The following is a 1799-nucleotide window of genomic DNA, read 5'->3' as shown; positions in this document are numbered from 1 at the left end:
CTGTGGCCCTATAAAGCGGAAGTGGTGTTTGCTATCCGCGGGAAGAAGGATGTTCCTCTGCCTATGCTGGCGACCAGTCAAGTCTCTAAGCAGCGTTATGGTGATAATTTACCGCAATCCAGTAATCCGTTTGCCCGGCCTTCTGCCGAAGACGCAGAGAAATTTGGGGTTATTGGTATCCGTCGGCCCGATATTATTCTGGTTAAAGATGAAGCGCTCCGCTGGCCGGGCAGAAATGCTACCTATTTTGATGGCTCCGTACACCCCGATAATCTGAAAATGTTGATTGAGGTGAAATTTCCAGGGGATGAACTCACTAAAGGGCAACAAACTGATTATATCCAGATTGCAACAGAAAAACGCTTTGGGGTAATGCGCGTCGACGATAACCGCACAGAAGAGCAAAAACAGTATGATGAAGCATGGCGAAAACTTTATCAGCCCAATTCCCAACACTATAAAAATCCGATACCACTGGCCCCACTGCCGCCCGGTTCGCCTCCTGATGATGAAGCTTTACCCACCCCTCCTGCAGAGGGTGTGCCGGGGACCATTCCACAGCCGCTGACAAAAAATCCACCGCTTCTCAGCACTTCCCGCTGGTCGTTTTTACCCAGCTATGAAGACTGGGTTGTCCTCGGGCAAGAGGTGGCGGGTCTGGCCGAAAACGGGTTGAATTATGTCCGCGACAGTACCCGGGAGCTCCTTGCTCAGTTTGGAGCATGGTTCAATCAAGCCGGCAAGTGGGTGTGTAAAGAGATTATTGACCCGATAAGCCATCAGGTCAGCTACGCTTTTTCCTGGGTTAATGAACAAACGGGAAAAATCGTGACCTGGACGGAGAGTGAGATAAAAGCCCGGTGGCAGACGGTGCAACAGGGTTCAGATATCACTCTGGAAGAGCTAAAAAATATTAGCTGGATGCAAATATTAAAAGAAGTAGGGGAAGGCATGCTGGAAGTGGTGGTGATTGTTGCCGGCGTTGCCGTTGTTATCCTGGTCACCCTTGCTGTCGCTGCCGCGCTGATTGCACTGGTGGAAATTTTAGCCGCTGCGGCTGCGGTAAGCGCCGCTGCGTTAGCCGCAGTCCTGGCAATATTGGCGAGTGTGACATTCGCCACCGCCTCATAATTCATGGAGAAAATGATGAAAACTGTAGATTACTTTTCCCAGTTGAAATCACAACTGGCCGCGTTTACCTTCCTCAATGGCGATGGACTGACTGTTTCTCGTCTTGGGATTTCTATCACCTTGTTTTTTAAACAAGGCTATACCCAGGAGAAAAAACAACGCATTCTGGCCTGCTACCGGCGCTTTCGCGAAGAATTTGGCACTTACCTGCGTTTTCATCGTCATGAGCTGAAAGGGTTAAAAAAATATTCCCCAGAAAATATTGCTAAAGTTGAGGAGGGTATTCTTAATCAGAAAAAAAACCAACTTTCTAGCTGGGATGTTAGTGACGCCAAAAATATCTATGAAGCTCCCCGCTATCTGATGCATTACCTGGATTCCCGAGAAATTGATGGTGACGATGATAGCTCCTACCTTAGTCTGGTGCTGCCCTGGGATTATCTAAAAGAACAAGACGGCATGGCTCATTTTATGTCCTGGCTGGATTTTTTATGTGAACAACTCGAACCTGACAGTGGGGACTGTGGCTACTGTCTGGTCTTACCCAACGACTTCTATGACTACTTTCCTTTAGAGTATCAACTGGCGCAACGTTACCCTTCCCTGCAAGTGAACTCCGCAGTGCACACAGCTAAATTACAGTATGAACATTCCATCCGTGGCATTAA

At 48.3% G+C, this 1799-nt stretch carries 2 protein-coding genes; both read left to right on the top strand.

What is annotated here, in order from left to right:
- On the top strand, positions 1-1131 hold a 1131-nt coding region (locus tag AAC155_RS24120), incomplete at its 5' end, for a VRR-NUC domain-containing protein (protein ID WP_146748160.1).
- A gap of 15 nt (positions 1132-1146) precedes the next feature.
- Positions 1147-1799, top strand: a 653-nt coding sequence (locus AAC155_RS24115; RefSeq protein WP_146748159.1) for a type VI immunity family protein, incomplete at its 3' end; no start/stop codon positions are given.

The organism is Photorhabdus sp. HUG-39, from assembly GCF_963878365.1.
GTDB lineage: Bacteria > Pseudomonadota > Gammaproteobacteria > Enterobacterales > Enterobacteriaceae > Photorhabdus > Photorhabdus kayaii.
Note: the sequence above shows the minus strand (reverse complement) of the source record. Positions and strands in the feature narration are given on the sequence as shown.